The 22490-nt window shown below is 63.8% G+C and carries 25 protein-coding genes; 9 read left to right on the forward strand and 16 right to left on the reverse strand.

All coding sequences use genetic code 11. From position 1 onward, the window contains the following. Positions 1-10: 10 nt before the first annotated feature. The 4 genes from GLL_RS01280 to GLL_RS01295 form a co-directional block, all read right to left on the reverse strand. Positions 11-415, reverse strand: coding sequence for an acyl-CoA thioesterase (locus GLL_RS01280; protein ID WP_011140243.1), 405 nt, complete (start codon positions 413-415; stop codon positions 11-13). Positions 416-430: 15 nt separating this feature from the next. Further along, the gene (locus tag GLL_RS01285; RefSeq protein ID WP_011140244.1) at positions 431-796 is read right to left on the reverse strand and encodes a YebY family protein; all 366 of its coding nucleotides are present in this window, start codon (positions 794-796) and stop codon (positions 431-433) included. A gap of 177 nt (positions 797-973) precedes the next feature. After that, positions 974-1477 (reverse strand): GNAT family N-acetyltransferase, encoded by a 504-nt coding sequence (locus GLL_RS01290; protein ID WP_011140245.1) that lies wholly within the window; start codon positions 1475-1477, stop codon positions 974-976. Positions 1478-1598: 121 nt separating this feature from the next. Then, on the reverse strand, positions 1599-3290 hold the full coding sequence (locus tag GLL_RS01295) for an AAA family ATPase (RefSeq protein ID WP_197530091.1): 1692 nt from the start codon (positions 3288-3290) through the stop codon (positions 1599-1601). 192 nt (positions 3291-3482) lie between these two features. Between GLL_RS01295 and GLL_RS01300 the strand changes: the two genes are divergently transcribed. Both GLL_RS01300 and GLL_RS01305 read left to right on the forward strand, forming a co-directional pair. Next, positions 3483-4841: a M24 family metallopeptidase gene (locus GLL_RS01300; RefSeq protein WP_164928471.1), complete on the forward strand. Its 1359-nt coding sequence runs from the start codon at positions 3483-3485 to the stop codon at positions 4839-4841. 121 nt (positions 4842-4962) lie between these two features. Beyond that, positions 4963-5661, forward strand: a complete 699-nt coding sequence (locus GLL_RS01305) for a response regulator (protein WP_011140248.1) — start codon at positions 4963-4965, stop codon at positions 5659-5661. Positions 5662-5715: 54 nt separating this feature from the next. Here the strand turns inward: GLL_RS01305 and GLL_RS01310 are convergent, their stop codons facing one another. Further along, positions 5716-6300, reverse strand: a complete 585-nt coding sequence (locus tag GLL_RS01310) for a general stress protein (RefSeq protein ID WP_011140249.1) — start codon at positions 6298-6300, stop codon at positions 5716-5718. Between the two features lie 209 nt (positions 6301-6509). Between GLL_RS01310 and gcvP the strand changes: the two genes are divergently transcribed. The 4 genes from gcvP to GLL_RS01330 all read left to right on the forward strand — a co-directional run bounded on the left by gcvP (position 6510) and on the right by GLL_RS01330 (position 10423). Next, on the forward strand, positions 6510-9506 hold the full coding sequence (gene gcvP, locus GLL_RS01315) for an aminomethyl-transferring glycine dehydrogenase (RefSeq protein ID WP_011140250.1): 2997 nt from the start codon (positions 6510-6512) through the stop codon (positions 9504-9506). A 107-nt stretch (positions 9507-9613) separates the two neighbouring features. Then, positions 9614-9841: an AbrB/MazE/SpoVT family DNA-binding domain-containing protein gene (locus tag GLL_RS01320; protein WP_011140251.1), complete on the forward strand. Its 228-nt coding sequence runs from the start codon at positions 9614-9616 to the stop codon at positions 9839-9841. Next, positions 9838-10260, forward strand: coding sequence for a putative toxin-antitoxin system toxin component, PIN family (locus GLL_RS01325; RefSeq protein ID WP_011140252.1), 423 nt, complete (start codon positions 9838-9840; stop codon positions 10258-10260). Before GLL_RS01320 ends, GLL_RS01325 begins: the two co-directional genes overlap by 4 nt. Positions 10261-10270: 10 nt before the next feature. After that, the gene (locus GLL_RS01330; RefSeq protein ID WP_164928472.1) at positions 10271-10423 is read left to right on the forward strand and encodes a hypothetical protein; all 153 of its coding nucleotides are present in this window, start codon (positions 10271-10273) and stop codon (positions 10421-10423) included. Positions 10424-10453: 30 nt separating this feature from the next. Here the strand turns inward: GLL_RS01330 and GLL_RS01335 are convergent, their stop codons facing one another. Next, positions 10454-10729 (reverse strand): hypothetical protein, encoded by a 276-nt coding sequence (locus GLL_RS01335; RefSeq protein WP_011140253.1) that lies wholly within the window; start codon positions 10727-10729, stop codon positions 10454-10456. A 32-nt stretch (positions 10730-10761) separates the two neighbouring features. Next, positions 10762-12036 (reverse strand): tail fiber domain-containing protein, encoded by a 1275-nt coding sequence (locus GLL_RS01340; protein WP_011140254.1) that lies wholly within the window; start codon positions 12034-12036, stop codon positions 10762-10764. Between the two features lie 332 nt (positions 12037-12368). Between GLL_RS01340 and ftsY the strand changes: the two genes are divergently transcribed. After that, on the forward strand, positions 12369-14693 hold the full coding sequence (ftsY, locus tag GLL_RS23370) for a signal recognition particle-docking protein FtsY (protein WP_011140255.1): 2325 nt from the start codon (positions 12369-12371) through the stop codon (positions 14691-14693). A 315-nt stretch (positions 14694-15008) separates the two neighbouring features. On the opposite strand, the gene GLL_RS01350 is transcribed toward ftsY, so the two are convergent. From GLL_RS01350 to GLL_RS01365, 4 genes are all read right to left on the reverse strand, one after another. Then, complete coding sequence (locus GLL_RS01350; RefSeq protein ID WP_164928473.1) at positions 15009-15380, reverse strand: hypothetical protein; 372 nt, start codon at positions 15378-15380, stop codon at positions 15009-15011. An 83-nt stretch (positions 15381-15463) separates the two neighbouring features. Continuing rightward, positions 15464-15637 (reverse strand): hypothetical protein, encoded by a 174-nt coding sequence (locus GLL_RS01355; protein ID WP_164928474.1) that lies wholly within the window; start codon positions 15635-15637, stop codon positions 15464-15466. A gap of 200 nt (positions 15638-15837) precedes the next feature. After that, complete coding sequence (locus GLL_RS01360) at positions 15838-16116, reverse strand: hypothetical protein (protein ID WP_011140257.1); 279 nt, start codon at positions 16114-16116, stop codon at positions 15838-15840. Between the two features lie 448 nt (positions 16117-16564). Then, complete coding sequence (locus GLL_RS01365; protein ID WP_011140258.1) at positions 16565-17233, reverse strand: HAD family hydrolase; 669 nt, start codon at positions 17231-17233, stop codon at positions 16565-16567. Between the two features lie 92 nt (positions 17234-17325). Between GLL_RS01365 and GLL_RS01370 the strand changes: the two genes are divergently transcribed. Continuing rightward, positions 17326-18378 (forward strand): phosphotransacetylase family protein, encoded by a 1053-nt coding sequence (locus GLL_RS01370; protein WP_011140259.1) that lies wholly within the window; start codon positions 17326-17328, stop codon positions 18376-18378. Positions 18379-18488: 110 nt separating this feature from the next. Here the strand turns inward: GLL_RS01370 and GLL_RS01375 are convergent, their stop codons facing one another. Then, entirely contained in the window at positions 18489-18827 is a 339-nt protein-coding gene (locus GLL_RS01375) for a P-II family nitrogen regulator (protein WP_011140260.1), read from the reverse strand. A gap of 234 nt (positions 18828-19061) precedes the next feature. Here GLL_RS01375 and GLL_RS01380 point away from each other — a divergent pair, with 234 nt between their 5' ends. Further along, positions 19062-19874, forward strand: coding sequence for a hypothetical protein (locus tag GLL_RS01380; protein ID WP_011140261.1), 813 nt, complete (start codon positions 19062-19064; stop codon positions 19872-19874). Positions 19875-19876: 2 nt separating this feature from the next. Here the strand turns inward: GLL_RS01380 and GLL_RS01385 are convergent, their stop codons facing one another. The 4 genes from GLL_RS01385 to GLL_RS01400 all read right to left on the reverse strand — a co-directional run bounded on the left by GLL_RS01385 (position 19877) and on the right by GLL_RS01400 (position 22487). Continuing rightward, entirely contained in the window at positions 19877-20281 is a 405-nt protein-coding gene (locus tag GLL_RS01385) for a nuclear transport factor 2 family protein (RefSeq protein WP_164928475.1), read from the reverse strand. A gap of 66 nt (positions 20282-20347) precedes the next feature. Next, entirely contained in the window at positions 20348-21031 is a 684-nt protein-coding gene (locus GLL_RS01390) for an orange carotenoid protein N-terminal domain-containing protein (protein WP_164928476.1), read from the reverse strand. A gap of 65 nt (positions 21032-21096) precedes the next feature. Continuing rightward, entirely contained in the window at positions 21097-21750 is a 654-nt protein-coding gene (locus GLL_RS01395) for an orange carotenoid protein N-terminal domain-containing protein (protein ID WP_011140264.1), read from the reverse strand. A 77-nt stretch (positions 21751-21827) separates the two neighbouring features. Further along, positions 21828-22487, reverse strand: coding sequence for a hypothetical protein (locus GLL_RS01400; RefSeq protein WP_011140265.1), 660 nt, complete (start codon positions 22485-22487; stop codon positions 21828-21830). Between the last annotated feature and the right edge of the window lie 3 nt (positions 22488-22490).

The following is a 22490-nucleotide window of genomic DNA, read 5'->3' on the forward strand; positions in this document are numbered from 1 at the left end:
CGCACCGGTTTTAACTGTCTTTGCTGTCGAGAAACGCCTGCTTGGTGGTGAGGGTGCGCTTGACGGCGTCCATGAAGACCATGCGCACGCGCGCTTCGACCGCAGTAATCGGCCTGCCTTCGCGCACAACTCCCACTGTCTGCTTGAAAAACACGTAGTAGGGCGACTCTTCCCCCGGCTCCAGGTGGGTGTTCACCTGCACCTGTTCCATGCGGATCTCGCGGTGGTAGGCGATTTCCAGGCGCGAGACCACCGGCAGCACGCTGCTTGCCTGCTCCATCTTGTGGTGGTGCGACAGCCACGCCCAGCGGCCCGCCTCCATGTACTCCAACACCGTGGCGTAGTTGACGTGACCAAAACTGTCGAGATCGTTTGGACGCACCGGCAGGGCAATGGCGACATCTTCAAACATCATCGGGCCTCCCGGCGGCTAGTCGGTACACAGCTGCAATCCGGCGTCCACCAGCGGCTGCAGCAGAGCGATCTTGGTCTGGGAATCGACCTTGCCCCCGGACGGGTTGGCAGTCAATATACCGTCCACCAACTGGTATTTGGCGGTCGATTCGGCGGTGCCGTTGAGGGCGTAGGTCTTGCCGTCGGCCTTGAGGACCACCGCCCCCGGCAACGGGCAATCGAGTGCGCCCGATTGCACCGCCAGGGGCCAGCGCTCGCCGTACTCGGCCTTGCTGACCGGGAGGGTGCGGTTATTGGGTTGGTACTTGGGAGCGCCGCAGGCGGCGAGGGACAGCGCGGCGGCCAGGGCGGTGCACAAGATCCGATGATTCGCTGCGGACATGCTGATCGAGCAGGCAACTTCCCGAATATCCTAGTCGTCCTGCGGGACGTCGTCCCGAAGATCGCCTGCTCGTCTCCAAACGACTGTCTCAAAACTCCATTGGGCTACTCCCCAAAGGCTGGTCCAACCCTTTGGGAGCAGTCCAATCAGACGGAGGCCAGGAGAAACCGTGGTGGACTAGGGGCAATCGACACCCGGATTTTCAGCGCGCGTGGGCGCCGATTCGTTTTGTTCCGGGTCGGCTGATCCGCAGCCCAGTGGGAAGGAGAATGTCACAAACGCCTCCGAGTCCAACGCCCCGCCAACCGCACGGTAGAGGGCCCGGGCCGGGGCGTTGCCCGCCTCCGTGCCGACCCAGGCCTCGGTACAGCCCGCCGCCGCCCCCGCCTCCAGCAAGCAGCGCAACACAGCCTTGCCGATACCGCGGCCCTGCCAGTCGGGCGAGACGCCGACCTCGTTGACCCACAAGGCCCAGGGTTTGTCCGGGTGTAGGTAGCGGACGCCGGAGGCGAAGCCTACAACGGTTCCCCCGTCCACCGCGACGACGATGTAGTGCCCCGGCTCGGCCAAAAAGGCGCGCACCAGTGCCGGGTCGACCGGGCCGTCGAACACCTCCAGCGCCACCCCCTCGAGCACGACCTCGTCGCCTGGGCCAAGCAGCTTCACCGCAATGTCGATCATGGCGGGTGTGGACCTCCGGCTTGCGAAACAACCCTACTCGACGTCAGCCCGCAAAGCCCGTCGGCGCTTGTCCATCGATTCGCCCCGAGCCCGGATTCATCGTAACCGCCCGCCCCGGCCGTCAATCCCCGCGCTGCTGCTTGAGCGTGCGGTAGGCCGCCTCGAAGTCGTCCGGCCCAAGGACAATCCGAGCCGGGTCGGTGTGGCCGGCTTCACGGTGGCGGCGGACCGCCGCGAGGGCCGCCTGGTTGCTGAACAGCGCCAGATCCGCGCCGCTCCATCCCTCGGTGCTTCCGGCCCAAAATTCCAAATCGACGCCCGCCAGGGGCCGCTCGCGGTTGTGCACCCGCAGGATGGCCAGACGGCTTTCGCGATCGGGCAGGTCGATTTTGAGCTGCAAATCGAGGCGGCCAGCGCGCAACAGGGCCGGGTCGAGAACCTCCGGGCGGTTGGTGGCGCCGATGAGCAACACCGCCCCGGCTTCCTCCAGGCCGTCGAGTTCGGTGAGCAACTGCCCCACCACCCGGTCGCTCACTCCCGAATCGGCGCCGCCGCTGCCCCGCTCGGGGGCCAGCGTGTCGATTTCATCGACGAAGATCACGCAGGGGGCCGCCTGGCGGGCCTTGGCGAACAGCTCGCGCACCGCCTGCTCGGAAGCTCCCACCCAGCGGCTCAACAGCTCGGGGCCTTTGACGGCGATAAAGTTGGCCCGCGCCTGGGAGGCGACGGCTCTGGCGAGCAACGTCTTGCCGGTGCCGGGCGGCCCGTAGAGCAAGATGCCCCGGGGGGCCTTCGCCCCCGCGCGGCGGTAGAGTTCCGGATACAACAGCGCCCCTTCCACCGACTCGCGCAGCGTCTGCTTGACGGGCTCCAGACCGCCCACCGCCTCCCAAGCCACCGCCGGAGCCTCCACCTGCACTGCGCGCAGCACCGCGGGCTTCACTTCTTTGAGGGCGGCCACAAAGTCGGACTGGCTCACGCTCATGCCCGGGGCGCTTTCGAGGTTGCCTCCCTGGCGGCGCAACGCCCGGTAGGCCGCCTTCTGGCAAAGGCCTTTGAGGTCGGCTCCCACCAGGCCCACCGCCCGATCGGCGACCGCCTCCAGGTCCACCGTTTCGTCAAAGGGCATCCGCCGGGTGAGGATGCGCAGAATTTCGAGCCGCCCGTCGCGATCGGGCACGCCGAAGCGTACCTCACGGTCGAAGCGGCCGGGGCGGCGCAGGGCCGGGTCGAGGTGGTCCGGCCGGTTGGTGGCGGCAAGGACCACCACGCCCGGGGTCTTCGTCACTCCATCCATCAGCCCGAGCAGTTGGGCCACCACCCGGCGATCGGCCTCGTGGTCGGTGCTGGCCCGATCCGGGGCGAGGCCGTCGATCTCGTCGATGAACAACAGACACGGGGCGAGGCGGGCCGCCTTGGCAAATAGCCCCCGCAGGCGCGATTCGGCCTCGCCGTAGTATTTGCCCATCATCTCCGGGCCGATGATGGCCAGAAAGCGCACCCCGAGTTGCTCAGCCAGAGCACGGGCCGTGAGGGTCTTGCCGGTGCCGGGCGGGCCGACCAGCAACACGCCGCGCACCGGTTCGAGGCCGAGCTGTTCGAGAACCTCCGGTTTTTTAAGCGGCAGCTCGACCAGTTCTTTGAGGGTAACCAGCACTTCTCCCAGACCGCCCACACCCTCCAGATACGGTTGCGGCCGCCAGTCGGCGGGCGGTGGGGTGACGAGCACCTGGTCCTGCCCGGCGGCCTGCCGCCTCGCTTTGCGTGTCCACGATCCTTCTTTGGGAATACCCGGAAAACCGCGGCTGTTCATGGGCTGTACACCGTGCGATTCTGATAATTCCATGTTGGTAAGTTTTGATCCCCAGCGTCACTACCCTCGGCAGTAATCTCGTGCCCCCGCTGCACTTGGCTTTACTCACCGAGTTGCAGACTCAAAGCGCCATCGGCAGACCTGTGCGCCGCTATACTACGTGTGTTTACCGACACACCCCAATCGGCGACGATGAAACGAGCGATCCTGGTAGGTTTGCTGATTCTGGCTGCGGCCTCCCCGGTGCGGGCCGACGCTTCCTTGCGCCCCTTCGGCACCATGCGCGAGCAGGCCGAGGTGCAGCAGCAGTGGCTCAAAAAGCGGATGGAAACGGTTTTGCCGCCCTTGATGCGCCGCTACGGCGCCCAGATGTGGGTGATCCCGATGCGCGAGTACAACGAAGACCCGGTCTTCAGCGCCCTGGTGGCTCCGACGACTTTCTCGGCCCGCCGCCGGACGATTTATGTATTTTATGATCGCGGCGCGGACAAAGGTGTGGAGATGCTGGCTTTAGGCGGCGGTTCCCAGGGCGGGGTCTACACCGCCCGGCGCTCCGAGCGCAAGGTGGAAGCGGCGGTGGGGGGTCGCCAGGCGGAACTGTGGGGCGACGAGCAGTGGCAGATGCTCAAAGAGGTGATCGAGGAGCGCCGGCCCAGGACGATTGCCATCAACGTCTCGCGCACCTTCGCCTTTGCCGACGGCCTCAGTGCGGGCGAGTACGAAGGGATGAGCGAGGCGCTCGGCCCCGAGTGGACGAAGCGCTTTCGCCGCGCGGAGGGTCTTGCGGTCGATTTGATCGCCGTGCGTTTGTCGGAGGAAGAAGCGTTCTACCGCAAGCTCAATGAACTCACCTGGCAGATGATCTCGACCGCCTTTTCCAGTCAGGTAATCGCCCCGGGGGTGACGCGCACCGGCGACGTGGTCTGGTGGATGCGCCAGTTTATCGCCGAACGGGGTTTGGCAGCCTGGTTCCAGCCCTCTGTCGACCTGCAGCGCCGGGGATTCACCGAGGAGCAGTTGGGCGAAGACCCGGTCATTCAAAAAGGTGACGTGCTCCACTGCGACACCGGCATCGTGGCGCTGCGGCTGCAGACGGACACCCAGCATCTGGCCTACGTGCTCAAGGACGGTGAGAGCGATGCGCCCGCAGGGCTAAAAGCCGCCCTTGCCCGCTCCAATCGGCTGCAGGACATCGTCCTGGAGGAGACCCGCCCGGGCCGCTCCGGCAACGCTGTTCTCGAAGCATCCCAGCGGCGCATGCGCGCCGAAAATATCGACGGCACCATTTATTCCCACCCCATCGGTCTGCACGGCCACGGCGCCGGTCCGCTCATCGGCCTGTGGGATCGCCAGGAGGGGGTGCCCGGCCGGGGCGACCACGCCGTGATCCCCAACCAGTGGTTCTCCATCGAACTGCAGGCGACCGTGCCGGTGGCCGAGTGGGGTGGCCAGAAAGTGCGCATGGCCCAGGAGGAGGACATGATGATCGGCGCCGACGGGGTGCCGCGCTGGGCCTTTAGGCGCCAGGACACCTTCTGGTTGGTGCGTTGAGCGCCCTGAAAATAAGACAAGTACATCGAGTGCACGCTCTGTCCTGCGGCAGACGACTTGTTTGCTGCCGACGTGGTGTACTTGAAAGTCAAGACACCAATCCAAAGGCTGAGGCATCATCATGGACCCGATTCGCGTTGTACTTGTCGAAGATCACGATCTTACCCGCGCCGGTCTGCGCATGGCCCTCAGCCAGTCCGACCATATCAAGCTGCTCGGAGATGCGTCCAACGGCGAAGCGGGGCTCAGGCTCATCGAGCAGATGAAGCCGGACCTGGCGATTGTCGACGTGGGGCTGCCGGGGATCGACGGTATCGAGGTGACTCGGCGCGTCAAAAGCGAACACCCCGAAATCCTGGTGCTCATCCTCACGATGCGCGACGATTCCCAGACGGTGCTTGCCGCCTTTGCCTCGGGTGCCGATTCTTACTGCATGAAGGATATCGCCTCAAAAGATTTGCTTCAGGTTGTAGAAAAGACCCATGAGGGCACCAGCTTTATCGATCCGTCGGTGGCAGGCATCGTCCTGAACGAAGTGCGCTCCCGCTCGGTTCACGCCGCTCCCGGCACTCGCCAGACGGTGATCCAGGCGGCCGATCCTGAGCTTGCGCAGATTCTTGAGGCTTCGCCCCTCACCGAGCGCGAACTGGAAGTGCTGCAGCTGATTGTGCAGGGTCATTCCAACGAAGGGATTGCTCAGCAGCTTTATATCACCGTGGGCACCGTCAAGACCCACGTGCGCAACATCCTCAGCAAACTGTGCGCCGACGATCGCACCCAGGCGGCAGTACTCGCCCTGCGCTCCGGCTTGGTGCATTAGAAATCCACCCCCGGCCCCTCCCCCCATAGGGGAAGGGAGCACGCACTAGAAGCATTAAAGGTTCTGGGGTTCGTCGGGATGGCGACCAACCGGGCCTGTGGATGGCGGGGTGGAGCCGGAGGTGGAAACGGTCGTATCGCGCTGCTCGACGGTGCGGCCGGTGGTGGTGCCGGGACCGATGTCGGCTCCGTGGCGCTCCAGGACGGCAAGCACAGTATTTGCGTCGCGCACCGCTTCGATGACCACCAGGATGCGACCGGCCTCGTAGGCCCGTTCGTAGTAACGGGCCTGCTCCTCGGTAAAGCCCAGGCGCACCAGCGTCGAGTAAACGATATTGGCGACACCGCGACCCTTGGGCAGCAGCCGGGCGAAGCCTTCCACCAGGGCGCCGCCGAAGCCGCCGGTGGCGACGCTTTCTTTGTTGAGCGGCTCGGCTTCGGTTTGCTTGACAAGATCGTCCTGTTCGTGGCGCTCTAGGGCCGCCACCAAGATCTGCTCGTTGGCGTAGCCGGCCCGCGACAGTTCGTCGATCGCTTGCCGGGCTGTCGTTTCGTCGGCAAAAGTGCCGGCAAGCACGCTGCCGGCAGGCAACCCTTCGTTTGCGGGTGCCGGATCGATTCCGCTACCAGTGACATTCATAGGTTTTCCTCTTGAGACAATGCAATTCCCGCGGCTTCCATCGGGACCGGCACGGGCATTCTTCCACTCTGGAGGTTACCGGCAGGCAACACACCCTTCCGCGGGCGGATTGTGAGCGCGTTACCGCAAGAGGCCCACAAAAGTTAAGCTTTTAGATGTAAAGATTCTGGCTGCACCGACCGGCGGCCCTCTATTTTGAGCGTTTTGCGATGAGCGAACCGACCATCGACCGCGAACTGGATTTGCACACCTTCTGGCAGGACGCTTCCGAGCCGGCGCCTGATACAACCATCCCTGCCGTCGCCCTGGCCAATGGCAAAGGACATCTCGACTACACCGACCGCTTCGCGGGGCGCCACATCGGCCCGGACGGGCGGGAGGTGGAGCGCATGCTGTCCACATTGGGCTTTGAGTCGCTCGATGCGCTCATCGAGCGCGCCGTTCCCGCCCAGATCCGCATGGAACGGCCTTTGCGGCTGCCGAAAGGCCTTAGCGAATACGAGGTGCTGGCGCGCCTGAGGGCGATTGCCGCTCAAAACCGGGTATTCCGCTCGTTCATCGGCATGGGCTACGCCGAGTGCATCACCCCGCTGGTCATCCAGCGCAACATTCTTGAAAACCCCGGCTGGTACACCCAGTACACGCCTTACCAGGCCGAGATCGCCCAGGGTCGTCTCGAAGCGCTCCTCAACTTTCAGACAATGGTGATCGATCTCACCGGCCTTGAGATTGCCAACGCTTCGCTGCTCGACGAAGGTACCGCCGCCGCCGAGGCGATGGCGATGAGCTTCGGGATCAAAGCCAAGGGCAGGGCTAAGCGCTTTTTTGTCTCCGAGCATTGCCACCCCCAGACGATCGCCATCGTTCAGACCCGGGCTCTGCCCCTAGGGATCGACGTGATCGTGGGCGATCACCGTGCGTTCGATTTTCAAGTGCAGCCTTGCTTCGGTGCCCTGGTGCAATACCCGGCCACCGACGGAGCCCTGTTCGACTACCGCGCTTTCGTCGAAGCGGCCCACCGCGCCGGGGCGCTTGTGACCGTGGCAGCGGACTTATTGAGCCTGGCGCTGCTGGTGCCCCCGGGCGAATTCGGCGCCGACATCGCCGTGGGCAACACCCAGCGCTTCGGGGTGCCGATGGGCTACGGCGGTCCCCACGCCGCCTACTTTGCCACCCGCGACGCCTACAAGCGCCAGATCCCCGGCCGGATCGTCGGGGTCTCTACCGACGCCCACGGTCAGCGGGCGCTGCGCCTGGCGCTGCAGACGCGCGAGCAGCACATCCGCCGCGACAAAGCCACCAGCAACATCTGCACCGCCCAGGTGCTGCTCGCGGTGATGGCCGGCATGTATGCGGTCTACCACGGTCCGGTGGGCCTGCGCCGCATCGCCGCACGCATCCACCGCCTGACGCGCACGCTCGCCGCCGGACTCGTGCGCCTTGGCCACCTTCTGGGAAGCGCTCCTTACTTCGACACACTGCGCGTCGAGTTGAACGGGATCGATACCCGGACCATCGTCGAGCGCGCCGAGGCGCGGCGCCTGAACTTGCGGGTGCTGGACGAGCGGACGATCGGCGTCAGCCTCGATGAGGCCACCTCCACCCGCGATCTCGAAGATTTGCTCGCCATTTTTGCCCTGGAGGGCGAGCCCGATTTTACGATCGCCGAGCTGGCCGCGGAAGTGAGCCAGGTGCAGGCGCCGGAAGTTTTTGGACGCCAGAGCGCCTACCTCACCCATCCGGTCTTTAACCGCTACCACTCCGAGACGGAGCTGTTGCGCTATATGCGTCGGCTCGAAAGCCGGGATCTGTCGCTCACCACGTCGATGATCCCGCTCGGGTCGTGCACGATGAAGCTCAACGCCACCGCCGAGATGCTCCCGGTGAGCTGGCCCGAATTTGCGAAGCTCCACCCGTTTGTGCCGCTGTCGCAGGCGCGGGGCTACCAGATTCTTTTCGAGCAACTGGAGGCGGCCCTGGCCGAAATCACCGGCTTTACCGCCGTCTCGCTGCAGCCCAACGCCGGTTCCCAGGGCGAGTACAGCGGTCTTCTGGTCATCCGCGCCTATCACCACAGTCGTGGCGAGGCGCACCGCGATGTCTGCCTCATCCCCCAGTCTGCCCACGGCACCAACCCGGCCTCGGCGGTGATGGCGGGGATGCAGGTGGTGCCGGTGGCCTGCGACGAGCAGGGCAATATCGACGTGGCCGACCTCGAGGCCAAGGCGACGACCCACGCCGCGCGGCTCGCCGCCTTGATGGTCACCTACCCCTCGACCCATGGCGTCTTCGAGGAAGCGATCGTCCGCATCTGCGCGATCGTCCACGGGCGCGGCGGCCAGGTCTACATGGACGGCGCCAATCTCAACGCCCAGGTAGGGCTGTGCCGCCCGGGGGATTTTGGGGCCGATGTCTGCCATCTCAACTTGCACAAGACGTTTTGCATTCCCCACGGCGGCGGCGGTCCCGGCATGGGACCCATCGGTGTGGCAAGCCACCTGGCCGCCTTTTTGCCCCGCCACCCGGTGGTTTCCCAGGTGGGCGGCCAGGCGGGCATCGGCGCGGTGGCCGCCGCTCCCTGGGGCAGTGCCAGCATCCTGACCATCTCCTGGGTGTACATCTTCTTGATGGGAGGGCCAGGGCTCACCGAGGCGACGAAAGTGGCGATCCTCAACGCCAACTACATCGCCCACCGCCTGGCGCCCCACTACCCGGTGCTCTACAAGGGCGCGGGCGGCCTGGTGGCCCACGAGTGCATCCTGGACTTGCGCAAGCTCAAAACCACCGCCGGCATCGAGGTGGACGACGTCGCCAAGCGGCTGATGGACTACGGCTTTCATGCGCCCACGGTCTCCTGGCCGGTGGCGGGCACGATCATGATCGAGCCTACCGAGAGCGAATCGCTCGAAGAGCTTGATCGCTTTTGCGAGGCGCTCATCGCCATCCGCCACGAAATCGCCGCAATCGAGCGCGGTGAGGCCGACCGCGCCGACAACCCGCTCAAGAACGCCCCCCATACGGCGGCGGTGCTACTGGCCGATAGCTGGGAGCACCCCTACAGCCGTGCCCAGGCCGCCTACCCGGCTCCCTGGCTGTACCAGCACAAGTTCTGGCCGGTGGTAAGCCGCATCGACAACGTCTACGGCGACCGCAACCTGATCTGCTCCTGCCTGCCGATGGAAGCTTACGCCCAGGACGGCAAGTGACAAACCGGCTCGATCCGGATGTCTCTTCGCAGACAGCGGCAGGTTGACTTTCGAATGCAATACACTAAAGTAAGGATTCCTTACTTTTTATCCTTGCAAAATTCGCCATGCTCGCCAAGCTCACAGCCAAAAACCAGCTGACTTTACCCAGGGCGGTGACCAACGCCGTGGGATCGGCCGAATACTTCGAGGTAGAAGTCAAAGACGGTCGGATTATCCTGACGCCGGTTCGCATTCAGCGCTCAGATGCAGTGCGCGCCAAACTGGCCGAACTCGGCCTGCAGGAACAAGACATCGCCGATGCCGTGAGCTGGGCGCGCAAGCCGCGCAAATGACCCTGCCGCCCCGGGTGGTGCTGGACACCAACGTTGTCCTCTCCGCCCTGATATTCGTTCAAGGACGGCTGACGCCGCTGCGCCAACAGTGGCAGCAGGGCCGCTGCCGGCCGCTTGTCTGTACCCTCACCACGGCGGAGCTGATCCGTGCCCTCGGCTACCCCAAATTTCGACTTTCCGTCCAGGAACAACACGAATTGCTTGCCGACTATTTGCCATACTGCACCCCTGTAAAGATGCCCGCTGTCCAACCTGTGACTTTACCCTGCCGCGATCCGCTCGACACCCCTTTGCTTGCCCTGGCCGTCGCCGGTCAGGCCGACTTTTTTGTGACCGGCGACAAAGACCTGTTGAGCCTTGCCGACGCCTTCGCGCCGCCCATCGTCACCGCTGAGCGTTTTCTCGCGCTGCTTATCTAGGATTGAGCCCATGAGCGCCATCACCCACGACATCGCCGCCAAGCCCTGGAACCTCTCCACCGGTCTGGTGGGGTTTGGCAGGGTCTGGCGGATTTCGCCGTGGCGTTCGAGCAGGGCCTGTGCAATCCAGTGGCGGCACCGATCACCGCCAGATGCGGCTTGACTCAGGGAGTAGACCGACCAACGTCACCCCTTAGCGCCCGCGGCAGGCGGAACGCTCCTGGTGCAACCCCTGCTGCAGCGCCCGTCTTTGGGTGAGCGCACCAAAAGCCTGCTCCCTTTCGCCCTGTTCGTAAGCAACGATTGCCTGCAGGCGCAGTTGTCGCGCTTCGCGCTCGAGCGGACTCGGCTTCTGCGCGCAGGCCGCCTCGGCCTGCAGATCGACCAGGGGTAGATTCTGGCCAAAAGCCGGTGCGCCGGACAACAGCAACGCCGCTGCCGCCCAATGAAACTTGCGATAGAAATGCATCGTTTTGCTCCTTCTGGCTGGTGGGAATAGATTCAGCGGCTGGCCGACTGGGTGTGGGCCGCGGCGCGATAGGACGGAGACTGCGGCGTCTGGACGACGTACTCGATCGCTTCTAGGCGCCGCTGGAGTGCGGCGAGCTGTTGCTGTTGGTGTTGGATTTGCGCGTCTTTAGCGGCAAGCAGCCGGTGCAGGCCCTGGATGGCGGCAAGAGCCACCCCGTCGGCATCCACGGTGCTGATGTGGCGTTCGTCTTCGCCTACGGCAAAGGCGGCGCGAAAATCCTGGGCGGTGGGTCCGATGTGGCGCACAGCCGGATCCTGGCTGGTGTAGTTCCAGGTGCCGATGGGGAGCGCGGCCAGCTTTTCGAGCACCTGCACGCCGTCTACGGGGGTGAAGTTGCCCTTGAGGGCGCGGTCGCTCACCACCGCCCAGGAGCCGGAGCCGGGGGCGAGGGTGGCGCCCACGGTGGCGGCGCTGTTGGTGAAAAAGGTCACCCCTCCCGAGGCGCGGGCGCGAAACTGGTGGGCGGCGGTGGAGGAGAAATCCCCGGCTGACTGATCGCTCCAGACAAAAGCTCCGGCGTTTACCGCCTTGGCCCGCCAGCCCAGGGCGACGCTGCCGGTGCTGGTTGCTTCGTTGAAGTAGCCCCCCAAAATGGCGGAGTAGGAGCCGGTCGCTTCGCCGAAGTAGCCCCCGGCGATGGTGGAGAGGTAGCCGGAGGCAAGATTGCCGTAGCCCCCGCCCACCGCCGCGTAATCGTCGACAGCGTCGTTGAACAACCCTCCGGCCACGCCCGCACCGGTGCCGTCCGCAAGATTGAAAGAACCACCGGCCACGCTCGCATCGCTTTGCAGGGCGCTGTTGCCGTAGCCGCCGCCCACCGTGGCGGCGTAGGCGGTGGCATCGTTGCCAAACCCACCACTCACCGTGGCGTAGGCGGCGTCGGCAACCGTTCCGGCACCGTCGCCCGCCTGATTTTGGACGCCGCCGCCGATCGTGCCGTAGTCGTCGGTGATCTGATGGGGGCTGATTTCCGAGCCGCCGCCGCCAATGGCTGCGCCTTTGACGCCGGAGGTGACGCTATTTTTGTAGCTGCCGCCCACGACACTCGGGGGACCACCCGGGAAAATCCGCAACCCGGTGGTGTTGTTCGCCTTGAGGACCAGATTTTTGTTGTCGGTGGTACCGACGAAGTTGGTGCCCGGGGTAGTCCCTGCGTTGCCGGTAAGGTTCCATTGGGCGTGGGTCGGCAGGGCACCGGCGCTTAGCACCACCACAGAAGTCAAGATGAACAATGGATATCGCACGGTCGTCTCCTTAGGTTTGAAGGCAAGCTTTTTGGTAGGCGAGATTTGAGGGCGACTTCACTCCATCGGTGTCGCCCCGGGCAGACAGGTTTTTAAACATCAATACTTTCGTTTGAAGGTGGGGATTGCCCGATTCCTAAAACTCTTTAGGCTCTTTCCCAAAACTCTTTAGCCTCCGCTTTGACGATTCATGCAATTTGTCCCAGGCTTTTTGTGTGTACCGCTCAACCGTTTGGCTGACGAGCATCCTCGGTTTGCGGTAACGGGAGGTCTCTGGTAGATCGCAGCGTGCCGACTAGGATGAAAAGAAGAAGAGGTGTCGCGGGGCGTCTATGGTCTTCAACTGGTTCAATCGATTTATCAAGAAGGACAAAAAAGAAGAGCCCACTCCCGAACCCACCCAAGCCCAGGAGCCGGTCGAAGCCCAGCCGCCCGCACCAGTAGAAGAACCGGCCGCTGAGCCCGACTACATGAAGTGGGCACGCCTCGCCCAAGAAAAGCTCAACCAGGAACTGGCCGCGCAGCCTGCGGTGGAGCCGGAGGCCCCCGCCGCCTTTGAAGAAGCGCCCACGGCACCGCCGATCGAGCCGCCGAGTGCGCCCGCTTACGACTGGCAGGCGGTCCTGTACGGCACCAAATCCGCCGCACCGGTCGAGCCACCACCGCCTTCTACCGCAACGCCACCGGTTACCGAGGCGGTCATCCCGCCACCGCCGCCACCAGCTGTCGCTCCAACTCCCCCGGCCCCGGAACCGCCTGCTGCGGTCAGTCCTGCCGCTTTCGACTGGCAGGCAGTTTTGTATGGCACCAGGCCCGCTGCCCCCGTCGAGCCGCCACCGGCTCCCCAACCGCCCGTCGCCGAGGCTCCGCCTGCATCGGTGCAAGCGGCTCCCGCTTTTGAAAGCCCAGTGGTGGAAGTGCCGGAACCCCCGGTGGCAGAACCGGTTGTTGAGCCGCCAGTTGAGGAATTTCCTGCGGCACCGGTGGCTGAGGAAGAAATTTTGCCGGTGGAGTCGGAGCCGTTGACGGTGGCCGAAGTACCGGTCGAGCCACTGCCGGAAGCCGAGGTACTGCCTGCTTTGCTGGTGGCTGAAGAAGAATCGGCACCTGTTGTGGAACCGCCAGAGCCCGAGTTGCCTGCAGCGGTGGAGATATCCCCGGTTTTTGAGGCTGAAACGGTTGAGGCGCCGGCGGCTGAAGTGCTGCCGCCGGCTGAGGAACCGCCGACAGTTGAGGAGGTGGTGCCGTCTGTCGAAGCGCCGCCAATTTTTCAACCGGCGGCGGCCGAGAGCGCTCCGGTCGAACCGCCGCCGCCCGCCCCACCGGCCGAACCGCCGCCGGAGTCTCCGGCGAGTGCCCCTCTGTTTGATTGGCGCCGCATTCTCAATCGCAATCGGCCGGTCGAATCACCTCCCGAACCCCCGGCCCCGGCTGCTCCTGAGCCCCCGGCCGCTGAGGCTGCACCGCCTGCAGCGGAGCCGCCCGTCTTCGATTGGCGGCGCTTTCTCAATCGCCCCCGGACTCCCGAGGCACCGCCGGTGCAGCCGCCTGTGGTCCCCGAGCCGCCGCCTGCTCCTGAACCTGTGGTGCCTCCGCCACCGGCCGCTGCCCAGACGCCGCCTGCTCAGCCAAAGCCCCGCTTTGAACTGGATCCCGGATTTTTGTGGTCGGCGGAGGTGCTCGCAGCCCAGGGTCGTCGCCCTGAAGATGTCACTGTCGAAGAAATTTCCTGGCTGCAGAAATTGCGCGCCGGGCTCGGGCGCACCCGCCGCAGCCTGGTCAACAACGTCAAGGCGCTGGCCGGGCGGGGGCCGATCGGTCCCGATGAACTGGAGGAACTCGAAGGTTTGCTGCTGCAGGCCGATGTGGGGATCACCGTCAGCGAGCGGATTCTAGCGGCGCTGCAGGAGCGGGTGCGCCGCGAAGCGCTCCCCGGTGACCAGGTGATGCCTTTTCTTAAATCGCAGCTGCGCAAACAGCTGGAACTCGAAGGGGACGACCCGACCGGTTTTGCTCCCAAGCGTGGTCAGCTCAATGTGTGGTTGATCGTCGGGGTCAACGGCGTCGGCAAGACGACGACAATCGGCAAGATCGCGGCGCTGGCCACCCGCTCGGGATATAGGACATTGATCGCTGCCGGTGATACTTTCCGGGCTGCGGCGGTCGAGCAGTTGTCGATTTGGGGCGAGCGCTCCGGGGTGACGGTGGTGGCCAATCCTTCGCCAAAGGCCGATCCGGCGGCGGTCGTCTTCGATGCGATCAGCGCTGCGAAGGCCCGCGATGTCGAGTTGCTTTTGGTCGATACGGCGGGCCGTTTGCAGAATAAGAAGAACTTGATGGATGAGCTGGCCAAGGTGCGCCGGATCATCGATAAGCAGGCGATCGATGCTCACATCGAATCGTTGTTGGTGCTTGATGCGACTACCGGCCAGAACGGGCTGCAGCAGGCCAAGGTTTTTGGTGAGACGGCGGGACTGACTGGTGTGGTCATCACTAAATTGGATGGGTCGGCCAAGGCGGGGATCGCTCTGGCGATTGTCGAGCAGCTGCAGCTGCCGATTCGCTTTGTGGGCGTGGGCGAAAAGATCGACGATCTGCGGCCGTTTAATAGCTATGAGTTTGTCGAGGCGCTTTTGAGCGACTACGACGCCGCTTGATTTTTGGCGTTTGATGGTTGGCTTTGCACGACAGTCTGTGGAGCGAGAGGCGGAACCCCCTTCGGGTTCCCCTCTCGCGCTCTCCAACCTCCCCGCCTCGCGGGGCTGCCGGCCCCCCGACACCCCCCGGACTTAGCGGCATGGTCGGGAACGAGGCTTGGTGGGTGGGATGGGTTTATTCTTTTAGGGCCTGCACGACGCGTGTCGACTGCGGCGAAGGGTGTGGCTGGTCGTTGGGCTGCGAAAGTATTGGCAAGCGAAGCAGTTTGAACACCACGACAGTTTGATGGACAGCGGTTTTCCCTGAAACCTGCTCTAAAATTCGAACGTCGCGCGCACATTGCCGATCGTGAGCCCCTGCTGGTTGACGTTGTTGGCTCCCAGAATACAGTACACCTCCGGCGTGAGTGAGAGGCGATCGGTTAGCCGGAATCGGTAGGCCGCGGCGGTGCTGCCCCCGAACAGACCCGACCCGCCGAAGGGAACACCTCCCGGGGTAGTCGGGCTGCCGCCCGCAAAGCCGCCGTCGAGGGCCAGGTAGAGCACCCGCAGCGCAAACTCGCGACTGATGCGCCAGTCGATGTGGGCACCCGGGTGGTTGTCGTCCAGAATCTGGATCAGCAGCGGGTCGTGCCGGAAGTTGCGCAGCGGAAGTGCTGGCCCTCGGTCTGGGGGTACTTGTTGCAACCCAACAGTTCGATATTTTGCAACAGCGGCCCAAAGCGGACACGCAGGTTGTCGGTACCGCCCAAGAACGACAGCGGAAGGTCTTAGTAAAGTTTGTCGATGTCCACCGGGCCGCGGCCGTCGAAGGTGTCGCCGGTGCCGGTGGTGTTGGCGTAGTCGATGCGCCCGATGCGGCCCTGGGAGGTGGTAAAAGGCGTCGATGCGCCCGTCGAGGTGTCGAGGCGTACGCGCAACCGGTCGCCCCGCACAGTCAGCAAGCATACCCGGAATCAAAGCTCGTTTCCTCGGCCGCCAGGACGGGCGGAACGGCGCCGACCAGCCAAGCTGCAACCCCCGCCGCGCCGAGGCGCTTCGCAAATGCGCGCATGTTTCTACCCCTCACCATAAACACAATCAATCAAGACAATATATCTTGTTTATGGAAAGAGGAAGTCATTTGGGGCAAAAGGGCAGTGCCTCAAGGCCGGGCGAATCCGCCGGGTCGGCCCGCACCGCCCTGGGAGCGCTGTTTCATCTGGTAGCGCCGGATGATTTGTTGCCGTTGTTGGGGGCTCAGTTGCGCCCAGCGCTGCTGAAGCTGTGCCCGCCGGGCTGCGCTGTTGGTCCCACCGGTCTGAGGATAGGCCCCATTGGCATATCCATAGGGCGAGGAGCCCTGGTAAGGATAGGTCTGGGCCTGGACCGCGCCCGGAAGCGCCAGAGACCCGATAAGCAACAAAACCAGTGCACTGCGCATGCGATTGCCTCGACATTCGGTGTTGGACTTTCGACGCTGTACCCGTTGGTTCAGTTCAGCCGCCCGCAAGTTTTGGAGCAGACGCCCTATGTTTTCCGGTTTATCAGATTTCGCACGGCTTGTGCCCCAACCGCCCCAGTCCCTAATCAAATCGCCCCACTATTGCCAGACACACTTCTCGCCGCAGTCGACACGCAAAGCGTGCACGCACTGGAAGAGTAAACCGAGCCCATCCACCGACTCTCCCGCCCACCATGCCAATAAGTCCGGGGGGTGTCGGGGGGCCGGCAGCCCCGCGAGGCGGGGAGGTTGGAGAGCGCGAGAGGGGAACCCGAAGGGGGTTCCGCCTCTCGCTCCACAGACTGTCGTGCAAAGCCAACCGCCAGGTGTCAGAAATGCAACCGTTGCCCATTGAGGTTCCATCCAACTGGCCGTTGTCCGGGCAACCTCAAGCGCTCCAGCCCAGCCAACGGTCGAGGCGCCCGGCCAGTTCTTCAACCGTCTCGACCCAAAAATCCGGCCGAGCAGAGACCAACTCCTCGCGCCCGTGGGTGCCCCAGGTGACCGCACAGCAGGCCACCCCGGCGGCGCGGGCCATTTCGATATCGAGGGTGGTGTCGCCCACCATCAGCGCTTCGCCCACCCCGAAGCCGGTGAGGGCAAGGGCGAGCTTGAGCGATTCGGGGTCGGGCTTACCCCGAATCACTTCGTCCGGGGAGACGATCGTTTCAAAAAATTCGAGCCATCCCGCCTGAGCGAGCACCTCCCGAATCGAGCGGCCGCGCTTGCCCGAGCAGATGGCCAGCATTACCCCGCGGCGGTGCAAGGCGCGCACCAGGGCGTCGGTGCCGGCGAAGGGGCGGCTCATGGGCAGCATGATTTCGCGGTAAACCTCGCGGTAGCACTCCACCACCCGGGGGGCTTCCGCGAGGCGCTCCGCGGGCAAAATCGCAGGCATTTGCTCGCGTAGGGGCATGCCGATGAGCTTGCGCCAGCGCTCGACGGTGCCCCCAGGCAGGGCCAGGGCCAGGGCCGTACGCTCCATGGCAAGCACAATTCCCCCTTCCGAATCGATGAGCGTACCGTCGAGATCGAAGACGACCAACCGTTCGGACATCCGGCGCTCCTGCAAAGGCCAACCCAGATTTATAGCCTTTACCGGTGCTTCTCACCTAGACTCTTTTCCAATACTCCTCACCATCGGTTCCCATGAATCTGCTCATCGGTTCGACTACCCCCTGCAGCGGCAAGTCCGCCATCGCCCTCGGCCTCGGATTGCGTCTGCGCGCGGCGGGCCGGCAGGTGGTCTACGCCAAACCCCTGGGCACCATTGCCGTGGAGGCGGCCGGGCAGTGGCGCGACGCCGACTGCGTGCTGATGAACGAGTATCTGGGCGCTTCGGTGCCACCGCCGGTACCGCTGGTCTTTCTGGACCGCGCCAGCGTCCGCCGCCGCCTGAGTGGCGAGGACACCGTCGACTACCGCGAGCGGCTGCCCGATTTTGCTCCCGAGGAGCCGGGGCTGGTGCGCCTCATCGAAGGGGCCGGCACGCCGCAGGAGGGAGCCGTTTTCGAGCTGACGCTGCAGGTGCTCGCCGAGCAGTTGCCCGCCCGCGTGCTGTTGGTCTGCCGCTACGAAGAAGATCTGGTGATCGATCAGCTGCTCATCTTGCGCTCGCAGTTGGGCAATCGACTGGCGGGAGTGATCCTCAACGATGTGCCGGTCGACCAGCAGGAGGATGTGGGCAGCGTGCTGGTGCCGTTTTTGGAGCGCCAGCGCATCGGTGTTTTCGGCGTCCTGCCCGCCGACACCACCCTCAAGAGCGTCAGCGTCGGGGAATTGGTGGGTACCCTGGGCGCGGAGGTGCTCTGCTGCCGCGAGCGGCTCGATCAGATGGTCGAATCGGTGCACATCGGGGCGATGAGCGGCAGCGCCGCCCTCAAATATTTTCGCAACGCCGTCAACAAAGCTGTGATCACCGGCGGAGACCGCACCGACATTCAGCTTGCGGCCCTGGAGACTTCCACCACCTGCCTGGTGCTGACCGGCTATCTCGCCCCCTCCCAGATGGTCCTGGCCCGCGCCGAAGAACTGCAGGTGCCGGTCCTCACCGTCGGCCACGACACCCTCGCCACCACCGAGATCGTCGATCGCCTCTTCGGCCAGGCGCGCTTTCGCGAATCGGCCAAAGTCGATCGAATTCAGCAGCTACTCGATCGCCATTTTGATTTTGAGCGCTTTGAGAAAGTACTGGGGCTCTAGGCATCGGGTATCAGATATCGGGTGTCGGTAAGCTCACCCCGACACCCGATACCTGACACCTCGGCCCGACCTGACAACCCAAACGGAGCCGGTATGACACCCAACGCCTCTCAAAGCGCTTCGTCGTCGCGCTCACCGGTTCGAATGCGCACCACCCGATCGACATCCGAGACAAAGATTTTGCCGTCGCCGATCTCGCCGGTGCGGGCAGCCACCATAATCTTGTCCATCACCAGATCGACCAGCCCATCGTCGACCACCACTTCGATTTTGAGTTTCTGCAAAAATTCCACCGTGTACTCCGAGCCTCGGTAGCGCTCGGTCTGACCTTTCTGGCGGCCGAAACCGCGCACTTCGCTGACGGTCATGCCGATGATGCCCGCGTTGACCAGGGCAATCTTGACCTCATCGAGCTTGAAAGGCCTGATAATTGCTTCTATCTTTTTCAATCTTTTTTCTCCACCGCAACCGAAACAGACCACTAACTAGCACCCGATGCCAGCCGGTGGTGTTGGTGAGACTACCATTTTTCGGTCCCTAGGGGGAGCCTATCCGGGCTCAGCCACCGCTAGCGATTGCTCCCCGACGAGGGTAAAGTTGCACACCATATCTAGTTCTTGTGGTAATCTCGGTGCAGGTTTGCGCCATTTCAAACCCCTTAGCGCATTTTGTGTGGAGGCTTTATGCGTCGGGCTTTTGCCGCTATTTTCAGTGCGAGCTGTCTGCTGGCCCCGATGACGGTCGCCGCCAGGGAGTTCAACTTCTCTAAACCCGCCCCCAACCCGCCCTCGCTCAGCTCACCCGGGCCGACGCGCATCATCCCGCCGCCGCCCCAGGTGGCACCGCGCACCCCCGTAGTGCCTGCCTCTGGGACACCGCAGACAGCCATGCCTGCGGCTTCTCCCGCGGCGGTTCCCACCTTCGAGGTGATTACCAGCCAGTACGACCTGCCCAAGGGTACCCAGTTCAACGCCTCGGCGGTGCGCGAACTGGTCTACAACCCGTCGGACACCCTGGCGATGACGCTGCAGGTGGCCGACGACGTGCGCGACGGCTCCGGGGACGTCGTCATCCCCAAGGGTAGTACCGTTTGGGGATCGTTTAGACCCGTGGCGGCCAAGGAGCCCGAGGATCCGGCTACCGCAAGCCGCGAGCCGCGCGACAACTCCAGTTGGCCGGAAGGCTCGCGCTTCGTGGCTGAACGGGTGGCCATCGGAGACCGGATCTACAACTTCAAGGCCCAGACCGAGGCTTTGCCCACCCAGACCGACCCGAGGCGCAACGTCGGGGCGGAAGCGGGCAGCGGAGCGCTCATCGGTGCAGCCGGGGGCGCCATCGTCTCGATATTTACCGGCGGCCTTGGACTGATCCCGATCCTGGCTGGAGGCGGGCTGGGGGCCGGCGTGGGGGCCGCGGTCGCCAGCACCCCGGTGGTGTTTATCAAGGGCGATCAGCCTCTGCAGTTGACCCTGCTCGAACCGCTGCGGGTGCGCTGAATTTATTCGCCGTAACCTGCATCCTTGAGGGGTAACAGTTCCTGCATCGAAGCTACCAGCCGCAAATGCAGCCGGGCAATCGAGCCCTGGATAATCCGAAAATGCCAGTGGGCACGCACGCGAAAAGCCGGACAGCGTACCCGGCCGCCCAGGATCACGGTGTCCGCTTCGACGGCAATGTTCTCGACTTCGATGGACATTCCCTTTGCCTTAAAGGCAACATAATCGACGATCGCTTCGCGGCCTTTCACTTGTACGTTGATTGGCGCAACAAGCGTTGCCTGTGGGTGAAACAACTTGCCTAGAGCCGTCAGGTCGTGTCGGTTGAAAGTGTCGACGTAACTTTCGATGAGCGTCGGTAGAGTTATAGAGTCGGGTTGGCGGTCAATCGGTTCAGTCGTCTGCAAAGGGGCCTCCATTGCCGGGCAGCGGAGGGCGGACAGCCCTCCGCTGCGATGGTTTCCTATAGGGTCTTAGCGATCCGTGTCCTTGACGGTATCACCCAGGAAGGTAATCTGCTGCTCGAAATCGAGGGGCTGGACCAGCGCCAGTATCGTCTGAGCCTGCTCGCTCAGTTGGTACCCTGCGGGCACGCCGATCACGTCGCTGCCCATGCGCTTGGCCAGCAGCAGCCAGATGGCCAACCTTTCGGTCTCGGTATACCGGCTATAAATGTGACCGATGGCATTGCCGTCGCGGCGCAGCAACGCGCGCATCGCCTCAAGCTGAGCTTCGCCCTGGGGCAGGGCATCAAACTCGCCAAAAAATTCGCGGGTCATCTCGAAATTGGCATCGTCGGGTGTCGCAGAGTCGATCGCTTGACCGGACAACTTGTAGACGCCGTACAGTACGGCCAGCTTGTCGTCAACTTCGAGTGCGTTGAACTGCCCGACCGCATGCTCCAATTGCGCGGAGCGAACAGCCTCGGGCGCTTCGCTGCGCAAGGGCTGATCCGTCTCCTGCAATTGTTCGAGATCAGAACCGATGTTCGCCTCGTTCACTGTACCTGCTTTTTGTTGCTCATCCATATTTCGATGCGCCTCTTGAACGTCACTGACCAAAGTAAGCCAGAACAGATGGTGAGCCTTCTCCCTCAGGAATGAAACATTTTGACATCGATTTTCTGTTTCTATGGAGAATGCAATGCCTTCCGACAACTCTCCGCAAGCACAGGCGGGAGAGGCGATTTTTGCCGTCCCCGCCCATTGCTTGTCAGCCTGCTTTAGACTGCTCGCTCGATCGGATCGTGGCCCATGGGATTGACGACATCGCGCAGGAAAGTGATTTGCTGCTCGAAATCCAGTTCCTTGACGTGCACCAGATTCTGCTGGCCGAGATCGCCAAGTTGGTAATCGTCGGGCATGCCGATCACGTCGTCGCCCATGCGCTCGGCAAGCAGGTACCAGATAACCAGTTTGTTATTCTCGCTCAGTTTGCCGTACTCGCGGCCGAGGGTGTTGTCCTCGCAGCGCACCAGGGCGCGCATCGCCTCTAGTTGGGTATCGCCGTCCGTGAGGGCGTTGAATTCACCGAAGAAGGCAGTGGTCAATTCGATATCAGCAGCACCCGGGGCGGCGGGGGTGACCGACTCGCCCATCGCCTCGTACAGGTAGTAGAGCACCGCCAGTTTGTCGTCGACTTCGAGAGCATTGAACTGCTCGACGGCGTTGCGCACCCCCACCGAGCGGGCCGCCTCGGGCGCTTCGCTGTCGAGGGCCTGCTCGACGATCGTATCAAGCTCTTCGCCTGAGACCCCTGCCCCGGCATTGCCGTCCTGGGCGCCCGGCGCGGGCTGGCCTTCAGCGGGCTGGATCATGCCGACTCCCTGCTCGAACGCTTTTTCGACGTCCGCCGATACTTTTTGTTGTTCATCCATATATGGACGTGGCTCCTGAGTTCCTCACCCCAAGCCTAGGAGCAACGGCGGGGACCTCCTTCCCCCTGCGGATGGAATCAGACGGCGCGTGCGGGCAGAGATGGCCTGAGCACCAGGTAGAGCAGCGGGCCGAACAACGGTAGCGCACAGGCTATCCACAGGGGCCAGGTGCGCTTGACCGAGCGGCGGCGCAGGTCGTCGCCGATGAGCAGCGGCAACAGCGCCGTGCTCACCAGAAAATCGAGGCCCATCACATGCACGAAGCGGGAGGTGCGCCACTGCTCGGCAAAAGCAGCCCAGTTCCCCTGGGTAAGACCGAACCAGAACAAGCCCGCCACACCCGCCATGACCGCCAGGGCGAACCAGCGCGAATCGAACAGCCGCGCAGCCCGTCCGGCTGGTGGGATGTGGGGCCATACACCGTGGGGCCGCCGACAGATCAAGTAGGGCAACAGCGCGAAAGCTCCCACCGCAAAAGAAGCGACGGCGAAGGGCCAGGCGGGCAACTTTTCGCCGTGGGCGTCGGGAACGAGCAAGAACAGATACGCAAGCGGAATCAGCCCCATCAGGTTGAACAGTGCCACCGAGAGCGGTTCGCCACGGCCCAGGGCCAGATCCGCAAGCGAGGCGGCCTGTTGGAGAGGGCTCCGGGTCTCGGGCGGCCCCCCCAAAAAGGCATAGGCGACAAATCCCAGCCACAGCGCAGCCAGGGCAATTCGCACGGCGACCATCGGCATGGC

The sequence above is a fragment of the Gloeobacter violaceus PCC 7421 genome, from assembly GCF_000011385.1.
GTDB lineage: Bacteria > Cyanobacteriota > Cyanobacteriia > Gloeobacterales > Gloeobacteraceae > Gloeobacter > Gloeobacter violaceus.